This is a genomic window from Idiomarina aminovorans, from assembly GCF_023155095.1.
GTDB lineage: Bacteria > Pseudomonadota > Gammaproteobacteria > Enterobacterales > Alteromonadaceae > Idiomarina > Idiomarina aminovorans.
This window is the reverse complement of sequence record NZ_JAKNDA010000001.1, coordinates 769,812-790,186: the sequence shown is the minus strand read 5'-3', so window position 1 is coordinate 790,186 and position 20,375 is coordinate 769,812. Positions and strand designations below refer to the sequence as shown.

Annotated in this window: 17 protein-coding genes and 1 riboswitch; of the genes, 9 read left to right on the top strand and 8 right to left on the bottom strand. The window is 49.0% G+C overall.

Annotation, left to right across the window (positions count from 1 at the left end; genetic code table 11):
* Nucleotides 1-111: 111 nt before the first annotated feature.
* From L8G48_RS03945 to L8G48_RS03925, 5 genes are all read left to right on the top strand, one after another.
* The gene (locus L8G48_RS03945) at nucleotides 112-2,346 is read left to right on the top strand and encodes a CehA/McbA family metallohydrolase (protein WP_248263298.1); all 2,235 of its coding nucleotides are present in this window, start codon (nucleotides 112-114) and stop codon (nucleotides 2,344-2,346) included.
* A 78-nt stretch (nucleotides 2,347-2,424) separates the two neighbouring features.
* A complete protein-coding gene (locus L8G48_RS03940; protein WP_248263297.1) occupies nucleotides 2,425-2,748 on the top strand; it encodes a hypothetical protein in 324 nt (107 codons plus the stop codon).
* A gap of 48 nt (nucleotides 2,749-2,796) precedes the next feature.
* Entirely contained in the window at nucleotides 2,797-4,044 is a 1,248-nt protein-coding gene (locus L8G48_RS03935) for a TolC family protein (protein ID WP_248263296.1), read from the top strand.
* Nucleotides 4,041-4,946 (top strand): efflux RND transporter periplasmic adaptor subunit, encoded by a 906-nt coding sequence (locus L8G48_RS03930; protein WP_248263295.1) that lies wholly within the window; start codon nucleotides 4,041-4,043, stop codon nucleotides 4,944-4,946. Before L8G48_RS03935 ends, L8G48_RS03930 begins: the two co-directional genes overlap by 4 nt.
* 10 nt (nucleotides 4,947-4,956) lie before the next feature.
* Nucleotides 4,957-8,088, top strand: a complete 3,132-nt coding sequence (locus L8G48_RS03925; RefSeq protein WP_248263294.1) for an efflux RND transporter permease subunit — start codon at nucleotides 4,957-4,959, stop codon at nucleotides 8,086-8,088.
* A 49-nt stretch (nucleotides 8,089-8,137) separates the two neighbouring features.
* Here L8G48_RS03925 and L8G48_RS03920 read toward each other — a convergent pair whose 3' ends face one another.
* A complete protein-coding gene (locus L8G48_RS03920; RefSeq protein ID WP_248263293.1) occupies nucleotides 8,138-8,785 on the bottom strand; it encodes a cation efflux transmembrane domain-containing protein in 648 nt (215 codons plus the stop codon).
* Between the two features lie 162 nt (nucleotides 8,786-8,947).
* On the opposite strand from L8G48_RS03920, the gene pyrG reads away from it, so the two are divergent.
* From pyrG to L8G48_RS03905, 3 genes are read left to right on the top strand one after another with little or no spacing between them, the layout of a single operon-like run.
* Nucleotides 8,948-10,585: a CTP synthase gene (gene pyrG, locus L8G48_RS03915; protein WP_248263292.1), complete on the top strand. Its 1,638-nt coding sequence runs from the start codon at nucleotides 8,948-8,950 to the stop codon at nucleotides 10,583-10,585.
* 39 nt (nucleotides 10,586-10,624) lie between these two features.
* Nucleotides 10,625-11,917: a phosphopyruvate hydratase gene (gene eno, locus L8G48_RS03910; RefSeq protein ID WP_248263291.1), complete on the top strand. Its 1,293-nt coding sequence runs from the start codon at nucleotides 10,625-10,627 to the stop codon at nucleotides 11,915-11,917.
* A complete protein-coding gene (locus L8G48_RS03905) occupies nucleotides 11,871-12,548 on the top strand; it encodes a hypothetical protein (protein WP_248263290.1) in 678 nt (225 codons plus the stop codon). The genes eno and L8G48_RS03905 overlap by 47 nt, the downstream gene beginning before the upstream one ends.
* Here the strand turns inward: L8G48_RS03905 and thiH are convergent.
* The 7 genes from thiH to L8G48_RS03870 all read right to left on the bottom strand — a co-directional run bounded on the left by thiH (nucleotide 12,499) and on the right by L8G48_RS03870 (nucleotide 19,622).
* Nucleotides 12,499-13,641, bottom strand: a complete 1,143-nt coding sequence (gene thiH / locus L8G48_RS03900) for a 2-iminoacetate synthase ThiH (protein ID WP_248263289.1) — start codon at nucleotides 13,639-13,641, stop codon at nucleotides 12,499-12,501. The two genes, L8G48_RS03905 and thiH, sit on opposite strands and share 50 nt — an antisense overlap.
* Nucleotides 13,638-14,408, bottom strand: a complete 771-nt coding sequence (locus L8G48_RS03895) for a thiazole synthase (protein WP_248263288.1) — start codon at nucleotides 14,406-14,408, stop codon at nucleotides 13,638-13,640. Before L8G48_RS03895 ends, thiH begins: the two co-directional genes overlap by 4 nt.
* 2 nt (nucleotides 14,409-14,410) lie before the next feature.
* The gene (gene thiS / locus L8G48_RS03890) at nucleotides 14,411-14,611 is read right to left on the bottom strand and encodes a sulfur carrier protein ThiS (RefSeq protein ID WP_248263287.1); all 201 of its coding nucleotides are present in this window, start codon (nucleotides 14,609-14,611) and stop codon (nucleotides 14,411-14,413) included.
* Nucleotides 14,601-15,395, bottom strand: a complete 795-nt coding sequence (locus L8G48_RS03885; protein ID WP_248263286.1) for a HesA/MoeB/ThiF family protein — start codon at nucleotides 15,393-15,395, stop codon at nucleotides 14,601-14,603. Before L8G48_RS03885 ends, thiS begins: the two co-directional genes overlap by 11 nt.
* Nucleotides 15,382-16,881: a thiamine phosphate synthase gene (thiE, locus tag L8G48_RS03880; protein ID WP_248263285.1), complete on the bottom strand. Its 1,500-nt coding sequence runs from the start codon at nucleotides 16,879-16,881 to the stop codon at nucleotides 15,382-15,384. The genes L8G48_RS03885 and thiE overlap by 14 nt, the downstream gene beginning before the upstream one ends.
* The gene (gene thiC / locus L8G48_RS03875; RefSeq protein ID WP_248263284.1) at nucleotides 16,881-18,578 is read right to left on the bottom strand and encodes a phosphomethylpyrimidine synthase ThiC; all 1,698 of its coding nucleotides are present in this window, start codon (nucleotides 18,576-18,578) and stop codon (nucleotides 16,881-16,883) included. Before thiC ends, thiE begins: the two co-directional genes overlap by 1 nt.
* Before the next feature lie 81 nt (nucleotides 18,579-18,659).
* Nucleotides 18,660-18,780, bottom strand: a riboswitch (TPP riboswitch).
* A gap of 47 nt (nucleotides 18,781-18,827) precedes the next feature.
* Nucleotides 18,828-19,622 carry a 4-helix bundle domain-containing protein gene (locus tag L8G48_RS03870; protein ID WP_248263283.1) on the bottom strand — a complete coding sequence of 265 codons (795 nt, stop codon included), beginning with the start codon at nucleotides 19,620-19,622 and terminating at the stop codon, nucleotides 18,828-18,830.
* An 88-nt stretch (nucleotides 19,623-19,710) separates the two neighbouring features.
* Between L8G48_RS03870 and L8G48_RS03865 the strand changes: the two genes are divergently transcribed.
* Entirely contained in the window at nucleotides 19,711-20,367 is a 657-nt protein-coding gene (locus tag L8G48_RS03865) for a Fe2+-dependent dioxygenase (RefSeq protein WP_248263282.1), read from the top strand.
* Nucleotides 20,368-20,375 lie beyond the last annotated feature (8 nt).

Sequence of the window (20,375 nt, the reverse complement as noted above, 5' to 3'; positions counted from 1 at the left end):
TACATTGCCGCGATTCATTCTCTGCTATTAGTTAATTGAACGTTCAATTAATTTAAAGCACAATACCATTCAAAGCTCGAACAATACTCTGGTTATAAAGGCAGTCATTTCATGCGAATTTTTAAAAGCACAGCGATAACATTCTTATTGGGCTCAATGCTAAGCTCCCTTACATATGCGGATGTCACCGTCACCACTGGCAAAACGATGATTCCGGATGGCGAAGCTACCCACCTACAAGACATTACCGTAAGCAATGAACACCTTGCATTCGCATTAGCGGTCGAATCAAGTGCGCCGTGGGGCGTTCCGCGTGGTGCTTTGGTTGATTTAGCCGCGGTGAAAAACGGTCAATTGGATCTTGATCGCATAGCTTTTGCTGACTTTATACCCAATAGCTGGTCTGCCTGGCCGAACAGTCGCAAGTCTGTGTATATTATTGAAAACACGAATGAAAGAGCCGTCATTAAAGTAAGCCGTAATTTTGGTAACGTCGATATAACCACTTGGTACACTTTGGCTTCCGGTTCTGATGCTATTGAATTAAAGACGGTGATGACGAACCAGGGGAAAGACAAGCTTGAGCTAACTTCGGGGTTCACGCTATGGCCAGATGCGGGCACTATGTTTGCGGTGCCCGGCCTGGGGGAAGACGGAGCCGTCAGCCCCAATAAAACCCTATCGGATCGCACGGTAGGCTATGACAGAGACTGGGTTTTTGCGCTGCATGCGCCATATTTTGACCGCAATACCTACGGCGGTCGTGATATGTATCTCGGGCATAGTCTTAAAGCCGGTGAAAGCCGAACCTTTGAAGCTGAGTTACAAGTTGTGCCAAATGGTGATCTTGCGCCTGTGGTTGAAGCGGAGGCGAAACGCCGTGGCGAGCCAACCGGGAGCATTACCGGACAATTGCGTGCAAACGAGGGCAGCATTCCGGATGACGCCATTGTTATAATCGAAAAAGAAAATGAACTGTATGGCTGGACCTTAGCTAAAGAGGGTGAATACAGCATAGCGTTGCCGCAAGGTGAATATCAGGTTTACGGTACTGCCACCGGTCACGCGAACAGTGAAGTAGAAAATATCAAAGTTAAGGCTGACGGCACACAAACACTAAATTTCACTAACCTGGCAGCACCGGGAACACTCTCTGTGAGTGTCGAAGAGGCAAGCTCAGGCATAGCTAAAGATGCACGTGTTAGTATTGTTGAAGGCCAGGAGCCGCCTGTTGCGTTTCTGGGTAAACGTTCCTTCTTTACTGAACTGTTGCCAATCGGTCAGGCAAAAATAGAGCTGGCGCCCGGCGAGTACACCATAAGTATAGACTCTGGTGCGGGCTTTATCAGCCAGATGAAAACGTTAGATGTGAAACTGGCGTCTGGTAAAACCAGTCAGCAAAACGTCAAGATAGAGCAGGTGACTTATCCTAACCAACAACACTGGTACGGAGCCGATCTGCACCATCACGGCAATATTTTAGAGGCCGTAACACCCCCAGAAACCGTGGTGCGCTCTCAGTTAGCTGCAGCACTGGATTTGACCTTTATCAGTGAGCATGACTCTACGGTTAATCAGGAAATATTCAGTGAACTGTCTGCTCAGCGTAAGGTTCCTTTTATTCCATCCATTGAAGTGTCACCCTCCTGGGGCCATATGAACCCGTTTCCTATAGATGCAGATGCTAAACTGACTGCGGATCCGGGCACCGACGATGTGCAAGCTCTGGTTAAGGACATGAAGGCTATGGGAGCGGAAGTCATTCCCATGAATCATCCTTTTAACGACTATGGTTACTATACCAATCTGGCAAATAACAATGTGCCCGGTGGCGCAACCGATGCCTTTGATTTGTTAGAGCTGAATATTGCCGTTGATAACGAACCGACATTGAAAAAAGCCCACGAACTGTGGGATAACGGCGAAGCAATGTACTTCACTGCCGGCACTGATACACATGACGCCTGGAACCAGTTATCGGGCAGTATTCGGATGATGGCTCATGTGGCTGGTGAACTGACACCGCTCAACTTTGCTAAAGCTCTGAAAGCCGGCCATGGTTATGCGACACAAGGGCCTATTTTATACCCGCAAAAAATTATGTTTGGCGAGCAGGCACAGACGGGCGATGAATGGCCGGTAAAAGTTGTTGCAGTGGATGGCGTAAAAGAAGTGCGCATGCTCAGTCACGGTGGCGAAATCATCAAAACGATTACCCCGGAAGACGCACCACAGAAACTCGAGCTGACTTTATCAATTCCAGAGGAAGCTGAAACCTGGGTGAGTCTGGAAGTTGAAGATAAAGACGGCAGTATGGCCTGGACGAATCCTGTGTGGATACCATAGTGAGTCTTCGATATCTTGAGCTATCGAATTTAAACTCGGTGCTGGTGCTCATGGTTTAAATTCGATAAAGTAGCGGGCATGAAAATCCCATGGTTACTTATTACTGTCATACTGATACACAGTTTTTTCACCTGTGCGGCGGCGGTGGGTCATATGGAAGACTCAAGCCACAGCAGCGTGGATATTGTGTTTGATACTAACCATGATTTAGAGCATCGTTCCGATTCTGAGGCAAGTCATGAGGTTAGCCATGATCATCAGTTTCACGCACACGTTAGTTGCATTACCGGTTACGGTATTTGTTTTTCTGCCTGCCCTGTTATTACCGATGCGCAGCCAACGTCCGTTACTTTTGATAAAAGCTTAGCTCACCAACCGCCGGTTCCCCCACCAAACGCTTAATCTCCATTTTTACTGTCATTTCTAAATAACGAACTATTGGAGAAAAACATGAAGCGTTTGAGCTTCGTGGTAGCGTTTTTGGGTATCTTATTGGTGCTCCCGGTTAATGCTGCCGCGTCTGATCTAACCTTAAGCGATGCCTTAAGCCGCACGCTAAAGAGTAACCCTGATTTACAAAAGTACGAATACCAACGGCAGGCGGCTGAGGCGTTAACTCTGCAGGCTGAATTTTCGCCTAATCCGAAAGTTGGACTGGAAGTCGAAAACTTTGCCGGTTCGGGCGAAAACTCTGGTCTGGATAATGCGCAGATGACCTTGTCGTTTTCTCAGGTCATTGAATTGGGAGGAAAACGCCAACAGCGCGTTAATGCAGCCACCGCTGAGGAAAAAGTGCAACAAGCAGAGTTTGAATACCAGCGTATTGAGGTGCTGGCGCAAACTACGCAACGCTTTTACCAGCTCATGAAGTTGCAAGAGTTGATCAATCTCAGCAAAAAGCAGCTTCACCGAACTGAGAGCCTTTTAAAAACGGCTCGCGAGCGTTCCGAAGCCGGAGCCGTGGCTCACTCTGAAGTAACACGAATTCAATTACAACGTGAACGGCAGCTAACGGATAGAGATGAAATGAAAGGCAAGTTAGCTCAGGCGCAAGCAAAGCTCAGCGCTATGTGGGCTGAGGAGCCTGACTTTCAACAAGTGTCAGGGCATTTTCGTTTTCCTTTGAGTTTGCCGGAAAAGTCAGAGGCTTTACGTGCCGTAAATAAGGCTCCCGAATATTTGCGGTTGTTAGATTCTGAACGCTTATTACGCGCTCAGGCTAAAGCCCTGAAAGCCGATTCATCCTCGGATTTAAGCCTGGGTCTTGGCTTGCGTTATAACAACCAGTTAGACGATACCGGTTTTGTCGTGGAAGCTTCAATGCCGCTTCAGTTGCAGAACCCGAACATAGGGCGAATTAAGCAGCGCCGGGTGCTGCATCAGTCAAACTTGCAACAACAAAAGCTGGTGCGGACTCAATTACGCTCTTTGGCACTGGCGTTAGTAAACAGCCTGCAAACCCATCAAAGCTACCTGACTAAAGTGAAAAACACATTATTGCCACTGGCACAGCAACTTCTTGAACAAACGAATAAGGGCTATATGCGTGGTACCCACTCGCTATTGCAGGTACTGGATGCGCAGAATGAGCTAGCCGAGCTCGAGTATCAAAGAATTTCACGGGAGCACACCATTTACAGTGATGTGATTCAACTGGAGCGTATGACCGGACAAGCATTTTTAGGAGAACCGCAGTGAAGTTACCAACCTATTATTTAGCCGCCGCTTTGTTAGCGGTCTTTGCTTATACACAACCGGTGTGGGCGTCGGAAGATGACCCACATGAAAAGCGTCATACCGAACTGAGCGATAAAGCCATTAAAAATGCAGAGCTGACTATGGGACAGGTTGGTCTACAGCGCATGGCGGTGACTCAAACCGTGTTTGGTGTGATTGCCCCGAAGAACAACAATATTGCGCATATTAGCGCTCGCTATAAAGGCATTGTAAGTTCGCTTAATGCAAATATTGGCGACTCAGTTAAAAAGGGCGACGTTCTGGCTGTGGTCGAAAACGTTAGCACGGGTACTAAATTCGACGTGATCAGCCCGATTAATGGTGAGGTGTCTGAACGTTTTACCAATGTCGGTGAATTAGTTGAGCAGCAGCCGTTATTTCAGGTCATTAATACCGCTTCAGTCTGGGTGGAGCTGTCGGCTTTTCCTGAAAACGTTGAAGCAATGCAGGAAGGTCAAACCGTCAATGTTTACGGTTTGCATCACCATAAAACTGTAAGCGGTACGGTATCTTACATTGCCCCCCAAATGACAGGCGGGCATATTGCCCGGGCGCGCGTGGTGTTATCCAACCAGTCAGGACACTGGCGACCCGGAATGCACGTCAAAGCCGATGTTATAACCGACACTTTTACTGCCGGTGTCGCGGTAGAGTCTGACGCCATTCAGACTTTAAACGGAGAAACCGTGGTTTTCATCCGCAACGGCAACCGTTTTGAAGCAAACGAGATTAAAGTCGGTCGCAAATCGGGTAACTACGTGGAGGTACTTTCAGGGCTTGAGCCAGGCGCAGAGTATGTTGTGGGCAACAGCTACCTGATTAAAGCCGACATTCTCAAGCAAGGCGCAGGCCACAGCCACTAAGGGGAATATCATGATTGATGCACTTATTCGCTTTGCGGTTGAACGCCGCTGGCTGGTGGTGGCTGCGACCTTTTTGATTGCGGCTGTTGGTGTCTATAACACCATGAAACTGCCCATTGATGCAGTACCGGACATTACCAATGTGCAGGTACAGGTAAACACCGAAGCGCCGGGCTATTCTCCGCTGGAAACGGAGCAACGTATTACTTACCCGGTCGAAACCGCTATGGCGGGTATTCCGAAACTTGATTATACCCGTTCAATTTCCCGTTACGGACTCTCGCAAGTAACCGTTGTGTTCGAAGAAGGCACCAATATTTACTGGGCTCGGCAGCAAATTAGTGAGCGGCTGCAGCAGGTTAGGGGGGAACTGCCACAGGAAGTTGAACCGACAATGGGGCCTATTGCCTCGGGTTTAGGGGAAATTTTTAACTACGTGGTAAGAGCGGAACCGGGCGCAACCGACGCTGACGGTAACCCTTACACGTCGGAAAGCCTGCGCACTATCCAGGACTGGATCATCAAACCGCAGTTGGTAAAAGTACCGGGCGTTACTGAAATAAACAGTGTGGGTGGTTATGAGAAGCAGTACCAGGTGGCGCCTGATCCGGGTCGTATGTTGGCCTATAAAGTGACCATGCAGGACTTACTCAAAGCGCTGGATTTAAACAATCGCAACGCTGGCGCCGGTTATATAGAGAAGAACGGTGAACAGTGGCTGGTGCGCTCGCCCGGTCAGTTAAAATCGCTGGAAGACATTGGCAATGTGGTTGTCTCAAAACGCGATGATGCGCCGGTTCGGGTTCGTCATATTGCCGAAGTCAAATGGGGAGAACAATTGCGCACCGGTGCGGCCACGTCTAATCAGGAAGAAGTGGTGCTGGGTACGGCCATGATGTTGATTGGTGAAAACAGCCGCGTGGTAGCGCAAGCGGTTTCCGAAAAACTGGAACACGTGCAACAAAGCTTGCCTGAAGGTGTGGTCGCCGAACCTATTTATAATCGTACGACCTTAGTGGATAAAACCATTGCCACGGTCGAGAAAAACCTGTTTGAAGGGGCCGTTCTGGTTATTGTGGTTCTGTTTATTCTGCTGGGTAATATACGAGCAGCCTTGATCACCGCCTGTGTTATTCCTCTCAGTATGCTTTTCGCTATTACCGGAATGGTCACAAACAAGGTGTCCGGCAACCTGATGAGTCTGGGCGCAATAGACTTTGGCATTATTGTCGATGGTGCCGTCATTGTGGTGGAAAATGCTTTGCGGCGATTGGGCAATGCGCAGCAACGGTTGGGCAGGGTGCTGAATACCCGCGAACGTTTAATCGAAGTCACGAAAAGCACCCGTGAAGTGTTTAACCCTGCGGTATTCGGTGTGTCGATTATCATGCTGGTGTACTTACCCATTTTTGCGCTAAGCGGTGTAGAAGGAAAGATGTTCCATCCGATGGCCTTTACCGTGGTTGCCGCATTATTAGGGGCCCTGATTTTCTCTGTCACCTTTGTGCCTGCCGCTGTCGCGATATTTGTACGGGGCAATATCAAACACGACGAAAACAAAGTCATGCACAGTGCGCGTAAAGCCTATCAACCGGTATTACGAGGGGCGTTAAAACTCCCTGTGTTAGTTATTGCTATCGGTTTTGGTTTGTTTGCGGTTTCATTACTTCAGGCCAGCCGTATGGGTACCGAGTTTTTGCCGCAGCTGGATGAAGGTGATATCGCTATGCACGCGCTGCGGATTCCGGGCACCGGCCTGCAGCAGTCAGTGAATATGCAAAAAGGCGTAGAAGCTGTGATTGTCGAATTTCCGGAAGTGAAACGGGTGTTTTCAAAAATCGGAACGCCGGATGTGGCAACTGACCCCATGCCACCAAGTGTGGCTGATACTTTTATTATGCTGAAGGAACGTCAGGACTGGCCTAATCCGGATAAAAGTAAGGAACAACTGGTCAGCGAAATTCGTGAAGCGGTAAAAGAGTTACCGGGTAACAAGTACGAATTTACCCAACCCATAGAAATGCGGTTTAACGAGCTGATTGCAGGTGTCCGGGCTGATTTGGGCGTGCGTATTTACGGCGATGATCTTGACCAACTGAAGCAACTGGGTGACTCGGCAGCGGCGATTATCAGAGAGGTGCCCGGCGCCTCCGGTGTGCGGGTTGAGCAAATGACAGGTTTGCCGATTCTGTCTGTTGAGCCAAAGCGCGACCATTTGGCGTTGCTGGGGCTTTCGGTCGCTGATGTACAAAATACCGTGCAGAGCGCTGTCGGTGGCATTGAGGCGGGTGTTATCTATGAAGGTGACAAGCGTTTCAAATTAATGGTTCGGCTGGATGATGACTGGCGACAAAGCATTGATAAACTGAAACAACTACCGCTGGATGTGCCTGCAGCAAATAACCCGGAACTCCAGTACGTGCCTCTGGGGGAAGTGGCTAAACTGACTCTGGCCAATGGCCCTAATCAAATTAACCGCGAAAGTGGTAAGCGCAATGTCATTGTCAGCGCTAACGTTTTCGAGCGTGACTTAGGTTCCTTTGTGCAGGCCGTCCGTGAAAACTTAAATGCGCAGCTGGAGATGCCAAGTGGTTACTGGATTGACTATGGTGGTACTTTCGAGCAGCTACAATCGGCCTCACAGCGGTTAAGTCTGGTGGTTCCTTTAACGCTACTGCTGATTCTGGGTCTGTTGTATAGCGCATTCGGTTCTTTAAGCAGCGCATTGATTATCTTTACCGGCGTGCCATTGGCTTTGACTGGTGGTATTTTCGCTTTGTCATTGCGAGGTATGCCGCTGTCCATTTCTGCCGCGGTTGGTTTTATTGCCTTGTCCGGTGTCGCGGTTCTTAACGGGGTTGTTATGCTGTCCTTTATCCGGCAATTGCTTCGGGATGGCTTAGAGCTGAAAGACGCCGTATTCGAAGGGGCACAACAGCGCTTAAGGCCTGTATTGATGACCGCGCTGGTGGCAAGTCTAGGCTTTGTTCCTATGGCATTTAATACCGGTACCGGGGCCGAAGTACAACGTCCACTGGCCACGGTTGTTATTGGCGGTATTATTTCGTCAACGCTTCTGACTCTGGTGGTATTGCCCGCGCTTTATTATTTAGTTAGCCGGTTCAGGCAACCACAAAGCTAATTAATAAGGCTTATTCAAAAGCACGCCCGTTAAACGGCGTGCTTTTTAGTTACCCGCAACATCCAGAAATATCAGTTTTCTCACCGGCTTTCACGGCGCGGGCGTCGTGAATAATGCGGATTGCTGAGCGCAGCACAATTAAAGCAATAGCGGTGGCGATGACTAAATCCGGCCAGGCCATATCAAGCTGGGCGACTAGCAGTGCAGAGATAATCACACCGCTATTCATCAGCATGTCATTGCGGGAGCAAATCCAGCTGGCGCGAATATTAATATCGCCATTACGCGAGCTGTATAGCAGGGCAAAACACAAGACATTAACGGCAAGAGCGAGAAAAGCGATCCAAAGCATCATATTCGCGTTAGGCTGACTGCCAAACACTAATCGTTGCAGCACGTCTGCCAATACTACAAACGCTAATACGGTTTGCAGTGTGCCGTTAAAAATCGCGGCATTGGCTTTGTATTTTATAGCTTTTCCCACAGCGTACAGGCTGACTGCATAAACGAGTGTATCAGCCAGCATATCCAGTGAGTCGGCAATCAGACCGCTCGATTCGGCGAGCCATCCTGCGGTAAATTCAACAAAGAACATCACGCCGTTAAGAAGTAGGACTGTCCACAACAATCGCTTTTGTGTTTTGTCCATTTGTGCCTGAGCTGTACTACTGCAAGAACTATCACAGCATGATGACATTAAATAACTCCGAGGGTGTATTTTGACTGGCGTAATACTATCAAAAGTGCTTTGCTAATGACTAGGTTATGCGCTTTTTATTTGTTGTTACGGGCGTCTTTCGGTATACTACTTTCCCGTCTGAATCCAATCCCAAATTTGCTCTGACCAACTAGGTATCACATGGCGACAAACTATATTTTCGTAACCGGCGGAGTTGTATCCTCGCTGGGTAAAGGCATTGCTGCAGCCTCCCTGGCGGCAATTCTTGAAGCACGGGGCCTTAACGTAACTATCATGAAGCTGGACCCCTACATTAACGTAGATCCGGGTACCATGAGTCCAATTCAGCACGGTGAAGTTTTTGTCACCGTAGACGGCGCTGAGACTGATCTCGATCTGGGTCATTACGAGCGTTATATCCGCACCCGTATGACCAGCCGCAATAACTTTACCACCGGTCGTGTCTACGAAGACATTATCCGCCGTGAGCGTAAAGGTGAGTTTTTAGGAGCGACCATTCAGGTCATTCCGCATATTACCAACGAAATAAAACGTCGTGTACTTGACGGCAGTAAAGACTTCGATGTTGCCATTATTGAAATTGGCGGTACGGTCGGTGACATTGAGTCACAGCCTTTTCTTGAAGCAATTCGACAGCTGGGCACGGAAATTGGTCGTGACCACACGTTATTTATGCATCTGACTTTAGTGCCGTTCTTAGGTGCTGCGGGTGAGGTGAAAACCAAACCGACTCAGCATTCAGTGAAAGAGTTGCGTTCTATTGGTATTCAGCCAGATATACTCATTTGCCGTTCAGATCGCTCTTTACCGGCAACTGAGCGTTCAAAAATTGCCTTATTTACCAATGTAGGAGAACGTGCCGTTATTGGTCTGCGTGATGTTGACAGTATTTACAAAATTCCGTCGATGCTCAAATCTCAGGGGTTGGATGATATTGTCACTAAACGTTTTCGCCTGGACTGCCCTGAAGCCGACCTGCACGAATGGGAAGAAGTGTTGTATCAGGAGTCTAATCCGAACGGCGAAGTGACCGTTGGATTTGTCGGTAAGTATGTGGAACTGCCTGACGCTTATAAATCGGTTAACGAAGCATTGGCTCACGCTGGTCTGAAAAACCGTTTAACCGTGAATATTCGTTATATTGACTCACAAGATTTAGAAGCTAAAGGCATCTCAAAACTGCAAGACGTGGACGCCATTCTGGTGCCGGGAGGCTTTGGTGACCGTGGTATTGAAGGTAAGTTGATTGCCGCAAAATATGCGCGTGAAAACAACATTCCTTACTTAGGTATTTGTTTAGGTATGCAAGTGGCAATGATTGAGTTTGCCCGTAATGTCGCCGGTTTAGCTGGTGCTAACAGTACTGAGTTTGATGAGAACTGCAGCGACCCTGTGGTTGGCCTTATCACCGAGTGGATGGACGCCAGTGGTCAGAAAGAGCTGCGCGATAAGCACTCTGATCTCGGCGGTACTATGCGTTTGGGGTCGCAGGAGTGTCACTTAGAAGAAGCTTCTCAAGCCCTGAAAATGTACGGTAAAGAGGTGATAGAAGAACGTCATCGTCATCGTTACGAGGTGAATAACCATTACGTTGAAGCCTTAGAAAAGGCGGGTTTGAAAATTACCGGTTATTCGCACGACAAACAGCTGGTTGAGATTTTAGAGAATCCGAAGCATCCGTGGTTTGTAGCAGTGCAGTTCCATCCGGAATTTACTTCAACGCCGCGTGACGGACATCCGTTATTTAAAGGCTTTATCGAAGCCGCCGGCGAATTTCATAAACAGCGTTTGGGTTAATAACCCGGCTAATGATGAAGCAAAAAACAGGATTTAAGAATGAGTAAGATTGTTAAAGTTGTTGGTCGTGAAATTATGGACTCCCGCGGGAACCCGACCGTAGAAGCTGACGTGTATTTAGAGTCGGGTCACATGGGCCGTGCGGCGGCACCTAGTGGTGCGTCGACCGGTTCACGTGAAGCTTTAGAGTTGCGCGATGGTGACAAGTCGCGTTACCTGGGCAAAGGCGTTGAAACGGCGGTTGCGAATATTAATGGAGCTATTGCCGAAGCGTTAGACGGTATTGATGCGGTTAATCAAGAAGCGGTTGATAACATCATGTTGAAACTGGACGGTACCGACAACAAAGAAAAGCTGGGGGCGAATGCGATTCTGGCAGTGTCTTTAGCGGTTGCAAAAGCGGCGGCCCTGAGCAAAGGCATTGAGCTTTATGAGCACATTGCGAACCTGAATAACACCAGCGGCAAATACAGTATGCCATTGCCGATGATGAATATTCTGAACGGCGGTGAGCATGCAGACAATAACGTCGATATTCAGGAATTCATGATCCAGCCGGTTGGCGCAGAGAGCTTTAAAGAAGGCTTGCGGATGGGCGCTGAAGTGTTTCATGCACTGAAAAAGGTTCTGCAAAAGCGTGATTTAAGCACGGCTGTTGGCGACGAAGGGGGGTTTGCACCGAATTTAGCGTCTAACGAAGAAGCTTTGCAGGTCATTGTCGAAGCGGTTGAAAACGCGGGCTATAAAATGGGCCGCGACATTACCCTGGCGCTCGATTGTGCGGCGTCTGAATTTTACCGCAATGGCAAGTATGAATTGTCCGGTGAAGGTAAATCATTCACGGCTGAAGAGTTTGCTGACTATCTGGCTGAACTTTGCGACCGCTACCCCATTATTTCTATTGAAGACGGCCTGGACGAGAGCGACTGGGACGGCTGGAAAGTATTAACCGCGAAGCTGGGCAGCAAAGTACAGTTGGTCGGCGATGACCTGTTTGTGACCAATACGCGTATTCTGAAAGAAGGCATTGATAAGTCGATTGCTAACTCAATTTTGATTAAATTTAATCAAATTGGTAGCCTGACAGAAACCTTAGCAGCCATTGCAATGGCGCGCGAAGCCGGTTATTCGGCGGTCATTTCTCACCGTTCGGGTGAAACTGAAGACGCGACTATTGCGGACTTGGCGGTAGGCACTGCAGCGGGCCAGATTAAAACCGGTTCCTTGTGTCGTTCTGACCGGGTTGCTAAGTATAACCAATTATTGCGTATAGAGGGCGATTTGAATGGCCAAGCGCCTTACCGCGGACGACAGGAAGTCAACGCTGGCTAATCAACAGGCGGACATATTCCAGCCGCTGGCACAGCAGGGCGATTTCGCCGAGCTGTGCTCAGCGCTGTATGAACGCGAATTACCGCAACTGGCGCAGGTAAATGATATGCCGGTTACGGCTTTGCAACGTCGTCTGGCAAGTCTCCCGCATTATATACGTCACGCCGCTCATGGCTGTATTAATGCCGTGCAGTATTCGCCGTTAAAGCTGGATGTTCAGAACGCCAGCTGGCAGGCTCCTCAGCCAACAAAAGTTCCCTCCGCCCGTATATCTGCCGAAGGTCAGAGCCAGTGGTTCGCAAAAAATGCGGCTTTAGGTTTGGTGGTTCCGGTTCGCTATCAAACGCCGGAATTCACCACCATTATGCTGGACAGTATCGATCGCGTTGATCAGGATAAAAAGCGCTTGCACCTGAATTACCGTGGCTGGTTTGATTTTACCGGGCAGGGTGAGCATAGTCAGGAGACTTTACTCAAACCCAACAAGCGCATTATGACTGCCGCCAGTTGCGGCCATCAGTGGAATCATAAAGGCCGGATCAACCCACGCACCTTAACGCTGCGTGAGCTGTTACTGGTTGCTACTCTGGACTGGAAAAAGTTTCAGGTGGCATTGCGGATAGCTCGTTAAGCCAGTCCTGCCATACCGGTTGTAATCCTTTCGCTTTTATCGCTTTAGCGACCTCGTTGACGGTTCTGTCATCATCAATGGAAAACTGCTCGAGCTCGTGTTGTTCATTTGCGTAACCACCGGGTTGAGTCTTTGATTCGGCGCTGACCGATGTCACGCCTAAATTAAATAATCCATCACGCAGACTTTGCTCTTCGCGGGTGGAAAGGCTGAGTTCAACTTCCGGAAAGCGCAGCCGATACGCACAAATTAGCTGAACCAGTTGCTTATCAGACATGCTCTGTATGTTATCGACACCGCCAGCGCACGGGCGCAATCGTGGAAAAGAAAGTGAATAGCGACTGCGCCAGTAGCGCCGCTTCAGATACTCCAGATGAATGGCAGTGAAAGTGCTGTCGATGCGCCAGTCCTCCAGTCCAATCAGCGAACCTAACCCCATTTTATCAATGCTGCATTCGCCCAGACGATCGGGCGTTTCCAGTCGCCAGCGAAAATCACGTTTTTTTCCCTTTAAGTGATGCTTAGCGTAGGTATTGGCCTGATAGGTTTCCTGATAGACCATCACCGAATCCAGTCCCAGTTGACGCAGCTCGCGGTACTCGTCGGAGCTGAGTGGCTGCACTTCAAACATCACATAACTGAAATAGCGTTTTATAATGGGTAAAGCCTGCCGGAAATAGTCGATGCCCACTTTACTCTCATGTTCGCCGGTCACCACCAGCAAAGTGTCAAAGCCTTTGGCTTTTATAGCCCTGCATTCTTCTTCGATTTCAGCCAGCGACAGCGTTTTGCGCTTCAGCCGGTTGCTCATAGAAAAGCCACAATAGCTGCAGTCGTTCGCACAAAGGTTAGACAGATACAGCGGAATAAACAGCTGCAAGGTATTACCGAAGCGTTGCCGGGTCAGTTGCTGCGAGCGCTGCGCCATGGCGGGCAGGTAAGGTTCTGCTGCGGGTGACAGCAATGCCATAAAATCATCGGTATTGAGTTGCTGTTTGCTCAAAGCCACTTCAACATCTTTGCGGGTTTTACTGTATAGCTGCAGGCGAATATCGTCCCAACTGAGTGTTTCCCAAACGGAATAAAAGCTCATAACGACTCCAAAAAGTCAGTTAAGGGGCTGGAGGCTGTGGCTTTCAACGACGCGTTCTGACTTAACCCGGCTTCATAAGCCATGCGGCCTGCAATAACAGCATTGCGAAAGGCTTGTGACATAGCAACCGGGTCATTAGCGGTGGCAATGGCGGTATTGACCAACACCGCATCTGCACCCATTTCCATGGCTTCAACGGCGTGGCTGGGCGCGCCAATACCGGCATCGACAATAACAGGCACCGAAGCTTGTTCGATGATAATTCGTAAGAAATCGCGGGTCAGTAAGCCCTGATTTGAGCCAATGGGAGCCCCCAGTGGCATCACTGCGGCACAACCAACGTCCTGCAAACGTTTGCAAAGCACCGGATCAGCGCCGCAGTAGGGCAGTACGGTGAACCCCTCTTTTACTAAGGCCTCGGCAGCATTTAACGTTTCTATCGGGTCCGGCAACAGGTAGTTGGGGTCTGGGTGTATTTCCAGTTTCAGCCAGTGCGTACCTAGAGCTTCACGAGCAAGCCGTGCGGCAAATATCGCTTCCTGTGCCGTTTTTGCACCTGAAGTATTCGGCAGTAGCTGCAAACCTAAATTTTGGATAGGTGTCACAATGTCATCGCCCGGACGGTCTAATTGAACACGCTTTAACGCCAGTGTTACGAGTTCACTGCCCGAAGCGGCTAGCGATTCCTGCATCACATTGGCACTGCTGTATTTGCCGGTGCCTATTAATAAGCGCGACTGAAAGTCACGATCGGCTATTCTGAACATGGTTATCCCCCGGCAACGGCCTGAACCAGAGTAATGGTATCGCCGTCGTTGAGTTTGGTTTGCTGCCAGTGTCCGCGATGCATAATTTTCCCGTTCAGTGCAACAGCAATGGCCGTGGTATCAATATTCTGTGCCGATAAAAGTTCCGCTAAAGAGCTCTGTTCCGTCAGCTCCAGACCCTGATCGTTAATTTTAATGCGCATGTTCACCTCCGCATACGGGGCAGGACGTATCCCGTGGTAAATAAAGTGTCTGCCAGTGTTGGGTTAAGCCGTTAAAACTTTGCAGATAACCCCAGGGCAGCTTGTCGATTGTTAATGCATTCGGGGTTATGGTATCCAGGGTTAAGTAATTAATAGCGTTTAAGGCCTGACTGGCCCCTATAATGCCGACTACTGGCGCAGCGATACCGGCATTACTGCAATTCAGTGGTTCGGTGACGCTATCCGGGTATAGGCATTGGTAGCAGCCGTGATCATGTTCAGGGTTAAGCGCTATGAGTTGTCCATTAAAACCCCGGGCCGCCGCCGAAATGAGAGGAGTTTTCAGGCGGTAGCAGCTTTGGTTAATCAAGTATCTTGTCTTGCGGTTATCAGTACAGTCGAGTACTAGATCAGCCGCCGCGACAAGCGTTTCCAGATTCTGCTGAGAAGCTTTTTCAGTCACTGCTGTCACATTAATGTCGGGGTTCGACCTTAATAAACAATCAGCGGCCTGCTTAGCTTTGTGTAAGCCAATGTTGGTTACCGAATACAGTGTCTGCCGTTGCAGGTTACTGAGGCTAACGGTGTCGTGATCCACCAGTGTCAGTTGACCCACACCCGACGACGCCAGATATTGACTGGCGGGGCAGCCCAGACCGCCTAACCCAATAATCAACACATGACTTTTCAACAGACGCTGTTGTCCGGCTTCGCCAATTTCTTTCATGAGAATGTTACTGCTGTAACGCAATAGTTGTTCGTCATTGAGTTTATTGTGTACCACAAGCAGCCTCCGTTTCAGCCTTAATTTCAGCCTGTAGCTCGCGAACTGCCTGCTCCGGGTTATTGGCTTTGGTAATAGCACTGACTACGGCAATACCGTTCACTCCGGTCGCTTTCACTGCGCTTATGCATTCTAAGGAAATGCCGCCAATAGCAACCGTGGGTATGTGAGTCGGTGCTAATAGCTCAACGTAGCGTCGTAATTGTTTAAGCCCTTGCGGTTTAGAAGGCATGGCTTTAGTCTGTGTCGGGAAAATATGACCTAAAGCGATGTAAGAAGGCTGATATGAGTAGGCAATTAAAAGCTCGGTGTAACTGTGGGTGGAAATCCCGAGCCGTAACCCTGCCTGCTGAATGGCGTTCAGGTTGGCGTCGGTTAAATCTTCCTGGCCTAAGTGCACGCCATAAGCCCGATGTTTTATCGCCAACTGCCAATGATCGTTAATAAACAGTTGGGCAGAATAGTCCTGCGCTAATTGAACACTGGCTCTAATAGCTGATTCTAATGTTGGATCATCCGGGCTCTTGATACGTAACTGCAGTGTCTTTATACCCAGTTTTAGCAGTTTTTTTATCCATTCAACGGAATCAACCACGGGGTAAAGTCCCGGCTCCTGATGCAGTTCAGGAAACTGTAAACCGTTGTCAGGCAACCACGGCATGACTACTTCTGGGAAATAACTGAGCTGTCGCGGCCAATGCGTATGAGCCACAGGGCCTGGACCATCGCCAACACCGCATGCTTGCAAAAGACCTTTATGCACATAAGTACTAGCCAGCGTAATAGCATCGTCCAGTGGGCAGTCGTGCGCCATTGCTGCTGCAATAGCTGACGACAAGGTGCAGCCGGTCCCATGATTGTGGAGCGTATCTAAACGCTGTTGGCAGTATTGGATTGGCACGTCAGCGCTAAAATAATGATCACAAATGCTTTGTGGATCAGCAAAGCACACACCCGTTGCCAACACGCCGGAAGCGCCTTGTTGTAAAAGTTTTTCTGCGGCGCTTTGCAGGGACTCAGAGTCTTTAACGGTAAGGCCGGTTAACCAACTCAGTTCCTCTGAATTTGGCGTGATAATATCCACTAAAGGTATTAACTCAGTGCAATGTTCGGGGCTAAGTTCGGACAAGGTATCCTGCTGAGTACTGACAACGACCGGGTCCCAGACGACAAAAGGGCTGGGCAGGGTCTCAGGCCAGCTTTTCAGGAAATCCACAATAACCCGCAGTTGCTCAACATTGCTGAGCAACCCAATTTTTATCGCAGCTGGGGGCATATCCTGCTGCAGGCAGTCCAACTGCTGACGGACAGCATCAGCAGTTAAAGGAAAGAGACCGATGCTTGCCACCGAGTTTTGCGCAGTGACCGTGGTTATCACGCTGCAGCCATGCACCTCCATACTACGAAAAGTGTGGAGGTCTGCCTGAATACCCGCGCCACCGCCGCTGTCAGAGCCAGCGACAGTCCAGACAACAGGTACCGACATTACTCAACCCCTTCAGCAGCGGCGTCTTTTACGTTTACATCGATGCGCTTGTCCGCATGATACTGCCGCACTTCGTGTGAAATTTTCATGGAGCAGAACTTAGGCCCGCACATAGAACAGAACTGCGCAGTTTTGTTGGAGTCCTGCGGCAGGGTTTCATCGTGGTAACTCCGTGCGGTAACCGGGTCCAGCGCGAGGTTAAATTGGTCTTCCCAGCGAAACTCAAAGCGGGCTTTTGACATGGCGTCGTCACGCGCCTGAGCGCCCGGATGACCTTTGGCTAAATCGGCAGCGTGCGCGGCAATTTTGTAGGCAATCATTCCTTGTTTTACGTCTTCTTTATTGGGCAGGCCTAAGTGCTCTTTGGGGGTTACGTAACAGAGCATGGCGCAGCCAAACGCACCGATCATCGCAGCACCAATACCGGAGGTAATATGATCGTAGCCGGGGGCAATATCGGTAGTCAGCGGACCGAGTGTATAAAATGGCGCACCGTGGCAGTGCTTTAACTGCTCGTCCATGTTCTCCTGAATTTTATGCATCGGCACGTGTCCGGGTCCCTCAATCATTACCTGCACGTTGTATTCCCAGGCAATTTGAGTCAGTTCACCCAGAGTTCGGAGTTCAGCAAACTGAGCGTCGTCATTGGCATCAGCTATGGAACCAGGGCGCAGACCATCACCTAACGACAAGGACACGTCGTATTTTGCGCAAATTTTGCAGATATCGCGGAAGTGCTGGTAAAGAAAGCTTTCCTGCTGATGGGCCATGCACCATTTAGCCATAATAGAACCGCCACGGGAGACAATGCCGGTAACTCGGTTTGCGGTCAGTTTGATAAAGTCGTGCAGCACGCCGGCATGAATGGTGAAGTAATCCACACCTTGTTCAGCTTGCTCCAGCAGTACGTCTTTAAAGACTGGCCAACTCAGATCTTCGGCAGTGCCATTAACACGCTCCAGTGCCTGATAAATCGGCACCGTACCGATGGGCACCGGGCTGTTTCGTAAAATCCATTCCCGGGTCTTATGGATATTACGGCCGGTGGATAAATCCATCACGGTATCTGCGCCCCAGCGCGTGGCCCAGACCAGCTTTTCAACTTCTTCTTCAATGGAAGAGCTGACCGACGAATTGCCGATATTGGCGTTGACCTTGACCAAAAAATTACGGCCAATGATCATCGGCTCAGATTCCGGGTGGTTCATATTGGCAGGAATAATGGCTCGTCCGCTGGCCACTTCGTCGCGGACAAACTCTGGTGTTACAGGGTTCGCTAAATGTTCGCGTCCCATATTTTCCCGCAGCGCAATAAATTCCATTTCAGGGGTGACTATGCCGCGTCTGGCATAGGCTAACTGCGTTATTCCGAGACTAAATTTTTTATTGTCTTGGTAACGCTCGGTTATCCAGTCAATTCGTAATTTTTCTAAGCCAGATTTAACATCGATGCCGGCCTTCGAATCGCCATAGACGCTGGAGCTATCGTAAACATCAATCGGTTTGTTGGGCGGAAGCTTTGCACCGGGAGTGGGTTGATGCAGAGTTTCGCTTAAATGAATACGGCGAAAGGGCACACGAATATCGCTACGGCTGCCCGATAAAAACTCACGAGTAGAGCTTGGGTAATATTCCCCGGAAAGCGAGGACAGAAATGACTGAGCCTGTTGGCGGTTAATGCGGTTTGTTGATGACATAGCATGCTCTCATTTTGTTGGTTAGAGATGCTTGTCAGGAGTGTTGAAAGGAACACCAACGCAGAAATGGCGATAGATTTAAGCGGGTGCTCTCTTGTTCCCTTCGCAGGTATTAGCCTGATCAGGTTCAACGGATCCCGCAGTTGCGGTCTCAGCCTGTCGCTTTAAGAATGAAAAGCAACAGGCACTCCGACAAGATTCTTTTTTAGTGGAACAAAAACTTAGAGCGAATGCAACTGCTGTTAATGTTTAAATGCTACGAGCTTCTAACTCAATACGCGACGCTGCACCGTAAATTTTACTGGGGTCGCCTTTGAATTCACCTTTTGGGGTGGTGGTCGGCCAGAGGTTATTCAGGTTGTTAATTACCTGGCGAGTTTCATTGATCGCTTCTTTTGCTTTTTCAGCTTCTTTATCATTAATGCGATTCAAACGTTCCAGCGCAATTTCCTTAAAGCCCATAGCGTCCTGATACTCGTGAACATTTGCGACTTCGCCATTTTGAATACCAATAGCGTATTCGTCAGCCGCTACCATTAACATAGATGAAACGCTCAGTATGACGTCTTGTGCCGACATTTCAGTAATAGGCTCATTAGCACTGATAGACTCCAGCAGCGCGTTGTAATTACTCATCACCGTGTCTTCATTTTGATCATTGATGACACTTTCTGCCAGCCTATTCAACGGCTCAGCAAAACCGGGTAATCCGCGCGCTTCAAAAGCCTCTGTTAAGCCGCTGTAAAGTTCGTCGCCGGGGTGTTTCATATGAGTTTTTGCCATTTCAATGTGACCTTGCTCATAAAGTTTCATGCCCACCCATAAGTGCCCGCGAATAAAACCGAGCTGAGCCAGGAAAGCTGTGTCATTGGTGTTTAAGTTAATTTCAGGAGCGGCCATTTCGCCTTCTGCCATGGGAGCTGCCATAAACATTGCCGGTGCGGCATTGGGTTGAGTCAGTGGTGCTGCGCAGATTTGCGACGCTGTTACCGTGGTGGCTAAAACGCTGCCAACACTCAGCCAAACTTTTTTCTTTTCAAACATAGAAAAACCTTAGTAAGCTTTTTTAAGTGAATTAACTTCTGTATATTTGCAGAAATGATAACTATTCGCAAGTTTAAGTGAACTGAAAATGATACTACAAATTAGTAATGCCATTGATACAGAGACTGTAAAGAATATTGTTTCAGGGCTGGATGACAGTCAGTTCAGTGACGGTAAAGCTACCGCAGGCTGGGCGGCAAAAGATGTGAAAAATAATCAGCAGTTGTCGGGCAAAAAGTCACAGGCGGCGACTCAGGTTTTGCTGGACCGGTTGCAAAAAAATAGTTTGGTGCAGTCGGTTATGAGGCCTAAACAGGTTGCGCGGGCCAGTATTAATCGGTATCAGCAAGGCGAATACTACGGTACGCACATGGACGATTCCTTAATGAATGGTGCCAGAACCGATATATCTTTTACGCTGGGCTTATCAGCTTTAACTGAGTTTGAGGGTGGTGAGCTCGTCATCGAAGACCCAAGCGGAGAGCGAAGCTGGCGGCTGGACGCTGGCGATATTCTGATTTATCCCAGTCATTACCTGCACAGGGTTAATCCGGTAACCAAAGGGGCGAGACTGGCGATGATAGGGTGGGTACAAAGTTTGATTAAACAACCCAGTCACAGAGAGCTGTTATTTGATGTTGAACAGTCCGTGAAAGCCGAGTTTGACGCCAATGGAAAATCTGAAAACTTTGACCGACTGACTAAGGTATTTCATAACCTGTTAAGAGAATGGGCTGATGTTTGATCAGCCCA